General features: G+C 41.2%; 3 protein-coding genes and 1 pseudogene. 1 reads left to right on the top strand and 3 read right to left on the bottom strand.

Translation table 11 applies throughout. The features are described from left to right. Window positions 1-148: 148 nt before the first annotated feature. From DXA15_RS24640 to DXA15_RS24630, 3 genes are all read right to left on the bottom strand, one after another. Window positions 149-730 carry a DUF3575 domain-containing protein gene (locus tag DXA15_RS24640; RefSeq protein WP_128135798.1) on the bottom strand — a complete coding sequence of 194 codons (582 nt, stop codon included), beginning with the start codon at window positions 728-730 and terminating at the stop codon, window positions 149-151. A gap of 197 nt (window positions 731-927) precedes the next feature. Beyond that, window positions 928-1,344, bottom strand: a complete 417-nt coding sequence (locus DXA15_RS24635) for a hypothetical protein (RefSeq protein ID WP_128135797.1) — start codon at window positions 1,342-1,344, stop codon at window positions 928-930. An 81-nt stretch (window positions 1,345-1,425) separates the two neighbouring features. Further along, the gene (locus DXA15_RS24630) at window positions 1,426-2,373 is read right to left on the bottom strand and encodes a FimB/Mfa2 family fimbrial subunit (RefSeq protein ID WP_128135796.1); all 948 of its coding nucleotides are present in this window, start codon (window positions 2,371-2,373) and stop codon (window positions 1,426-1,428) included. 152 nt (window positions 2,374-2,525) lie between these two features. On the opposite strand from DXA15_RS24630, the pseudogene DXA15_RS24625 reads away from it, so the two are divergent. Further along, window positions 2,526-3,517: pseudogene (locus DXA15_RS24625) on the top strand (sugar phosphate isomerase/epimerase family protein). Window positions 3,518-3,924: the final 407 nt, after the last annotated feature.

Genomic DNA, 3,924 nt, shown 5'->3' with positions numbered 1-3,924 from the left:
CAATGCTTTACGGGCAAAACTTGTGGCGAGAATGTTCGCCGTTATCAAAAGGGATGAATTTTATTCTCCTATTTTATCGGAAAATTTTTGCTAAAAACATAAGAATATGTATATTCTTTCTTAAATTTTTCTTATTGATATCTCCTTTCTATTTGAGGATGTAGATGAGGCTTACACCTGCTTTGGTAGGACCGAAGTAATTCTTATGGCCGTCTTTGATCTTTGTTCCACATTTACCACAAGGATATTTATCATAATCCAGATAAGCGTAGCCTACACCGATGGTTGCTTCTATGCTTAGCCGTTTATTTAGTATCCAATGGTAGCCGTATGAAACTCCGGCGCCATACAGGTTTCCTTGATAACGATGGTCTTTCAGTCCTAGCATCTTAATGCCGCCAACGTTGTACTCGGCATAATGTGCATGAAGTCCGAAAAAGTGTCCGTTAAATCGTTCGCAAGTCCAGTAGCGCAGTTCGGGTTGAACCAGCCAGTGTTTGAGTTTCTTGCTGTCGGAAAATGTCCATGGATTGTAATTCCCTGACAAGTCAAGTGTAAATTTATCGGATAGACCTATTTCAAACCCCAGGTTCGGAGTTGTAGTTGCCCAATATAATGCGTTTGTCTTGATAGCGTAAGCTGGTAAACTATTCTTATTATCTTTTACTTGTGCTGTTATGCTACTGACAAATGCATAAATAATGCATATTATCAATATTCCTCTTTTCATCGTACTTTTACTCACTAATTGTTAAAACTCACTGAAGAATCTCCCTTATTACGATAGACGTTTGACTGTCTGATTTTTACCCTATGAGATTCTTGCTCTCTTTATGAATTAAACAACTAAAATTCAGATAAGTTTTAGAAAGTATGTAGAATAAGAAATTTTGACATAACATTTAGTTTCGATGATACTATTTAAGGTTAAAACGGCTCAAAAGTGACATCATAATCGTTTAGTACGCCGGATAACTCATATGGACTGATATACATATCCCCAAAATAGGAATAGGTTCCGTCGGAATAGTCTATAAATATGGAATAAGGATATTCTTCATCCCAGGACCATTGAAAGGTATAAGTAAATTTCTCTGTACTGCCCATGAAATCATCTAGATAGCGTACAACTGTTTCTTTTCCTCCGCCGTCAAAATAGAAAACGAACTTTTGGTCACAGTCAAATCCGTCATAGTCTCTATACTGACGAAACCATCCTGTTCCATTGCATAAGATATCTTCCGGTTCTTCCTCTATGGGACCAAGCGGCTTATCCTCGCAACTATTGAATCCGCAAAGGATGGTAAGTAAAAAGATGAGACTGAGTATGTTTTTCTTTTTCATAACGGTTACTTTTGTTGAGTACAAAGATACTCTTTGTTTTTACAATTGTGCAACTTTATAGCTGCACAATTGTGTATGAAGTTATTCCGGTAATTCATTCTCTTCCGGTTCATCCCACTCGCCGTTGTTCCCAATGATCAGGTTGAAGGTGTTTTCTGTTTCATCCGGTTTGGGAGGCGTATATAAGATGCCTGTGTAACGGATTATTTTGTTAGTGATGGGAATAATATCGGTTACTGTCCGCTTTCGCAGTATTTGATTATCCGGTCCAGTGGCCGTGAGCGTGACGGATATCTTTTCATCGCCTGTCGGAATAAAGGAATAAAAGGAATGGATTTTACCGGATTGTCCTTTTTCTTCCGTTTTGAATTCATAAGAGAAATCGTTGGGTCCAGAAGATACGATCCCTTTTCCGGTCAGGATATCGAGCCGGTCGGGACGATTGCTGACTGCCAGTTCAAACCGGATGATATCTTCCGGAATCTTGTCGGCAGCCTTAAACTCTATCCGGCTGACAATCCGTTGCAGGTTTATATCGACGTTGGTCTCGTCTCCTTCTTTCAGCTGAAGCTTTTGGCCTTTATAGAATGAATCGGATAGTTCGTCAAAGCTGAAAGCGTTTTCTGAAAATGTAGCTTTTTGCGACTGATGAGCCAGCAGGTAAACCTGATAATTGCCGGCAAGAAGCGTGTCGTAAACTATGCCGAAGTCAGGTTCTGTGTTCGCATGGTAAGTCCGGTGTTTTACCAACTCCGGCTGGTCGCCGTCTTTGTAAACCAGATATTCGATGACAGAACATAACTCTTTTAACTCTTTGTCTGGATTGTCTCCATCCGGAACAGTCGGTTCGGGCACCGTGTTAGGTGGCATACTGCGGGTAGAGGAGAACGGAAGTACCTCTTTTTGAAGTTGAACACTAAATTGTACAGGAAATAAATTCTTTACAATTTCAATTTCGTCCGAAGCCGGATCACTACAACCTGCCAGCCAAAACAGGCAGGCTACTGCACATAATTCTTTCTTTTTCATAGCAAGGAAAATGTTAATGATAAAATCTACACAAAGAAAATACTTATTTTGGAATTTAGAAAATATTAAGGAGGGAACTTGCAGATTATGAGCGGAACTTTTTTAGATTTGTAGAAAACAGACTCAATGTAATAACCTTAAAATTAAAAGAAATGGCACGTCCAGTAACATTATGTACCCTTCAATGGGGGGATTTACCCCTCGAAACAGTTTGTGAAAAAGCGAAAGCATTCGGATATGACGGATTGGAACTGGGTTTACCCAACCATCTGGATGTCCGGCGAACGGATCAGGCCTATTATGACGGCATAAAAGAATTGCTTGCCAAATATGACCTGCAACTTTATTGTATCTCTATCCATCTGATCAGCCAGGCGGTTTGCGATACTATCGACCAGCGGCATAAGGCGGTTCTGCCCGATTGTATCTGGGGTGACGGTGAACCGGAAGGTGTGCGTCAGCGTGCAGCCGAGTATATGGTGCAGACGGCACATGCGGCAAAAGCCTTAGGTATCGATACGGTTGCCGGATTTACCGGTAGTCCTATCTGGCATTGGCTTTATTCTTTCCCTCCCGTTACAGATCAGATGATTGAAGACGGTTATGCCGATTTCGCCCGCCGTTTTATCCCGATTATGGATGAATATCAGAAGTTAGGTATCCGTTATGGTCTGGAGGTGCATCCGACGGAAATAGCATTCGATACTTATTCTGCCCGTAAAGCGCTCGATGCGCTGAATAATCATCCGGCATTCGGTTTTAATTACGATCCGAGTCATATGGGATATCAGGGGGTAGATTATGTGGATTTCATTTATCAGTTCTCCGACCGCATTTTCCACGTACATATGAAAGATGTATATTGGAGTGATACTCCTAAGCAGATTGGTGTGTTCGGTGGCCATTCTACTTTCGGCGATTCCCGCCGTTTCTGGAATTTCCGCAGTATGGGACGCGGACGGATTTGTTTCGAAGAATTATCCGTGCGTTGAATGATATAAACTATCAAGGCCCGTTGTCCGTTGAGTGGGAAGACAGCGCGATGGACCGTGAACATGGAGCGCGTGAATCTTGCCAGTTTGTTAAGCAGGTGGATTTCCTACCTTCGGGACATGCGTTCGATGCTTTTTTCGAGAAAAAATAGGTCGTAATGGACATTTCTTGAAGAATTTATAAATCACGTTTCAGGTTTCAGCCATCTTTCAGCCTTGTAAAACAATCTTTCGGGCTGAAAGGTGGCTGATTTGTCTTTTTGGGGGTATGGAAAAGGTTGGCATGGTTTACGGTTGTAACCTTCAAAGAATGGGATTTGGGGTGTAGTTGCATTCTGCCGGAATAGTATTGCTTTTAAGGTAGATAATTCTTATTTATATGCCTACAGGGCAGACGCATTAAAAATTATTCTCTTGTAAAAGTGTCTCCAAAAAGTTCTCATCCCATCTAGCTTTAAGTCTTTTAAGGTTAATGCTCCCCTTCGTCTTATTATTTTTCAGCATGGAGAGTGCCATCTTTGTTACTACCGAGAAATTTTGTGCAGCATTCTTGATTTTA

The organism is Parabacteroides sp. AM58-2XD (assembly GCF_003463685.1).
In the GTDB taxonomy this organism is placed as follows: domain Bacteria; phylum Bacteroidota; class Bacteroidia; order Bacteroidales; family Tannerellaceae; genus Parabacteroides; species Parabacteroides segnis.
The sequence above is the reverse complement of the archived record's forward strand: the minus strand, read 5'-3'. Positions and strand labels throughout refer to the sequence as shown.

Coding starts and splice junctions, on each gene's coding strand:
- DXA15_RS24640 (WP_128135798.1), bottom strand. CDS start 730: ATGAAAAGAGGAATATTGATAATATGCATTATTTATGCATTTGTCAGT.
- DXA15_RS24635 (WP_128135797.1), bottom strand. CDS start 1,344: ATGAAAAAGAAAAACATACTCAGTCTCATCTTTTTACTTACCATCCTT.
- DXA15_RS24630 (WP_128135796.1), bottom strand. CDS start 2,373: ATGAAAAAGAAAGAATTATGTGCAGTAGCCTGCCTGTTTTGGCTGGCA.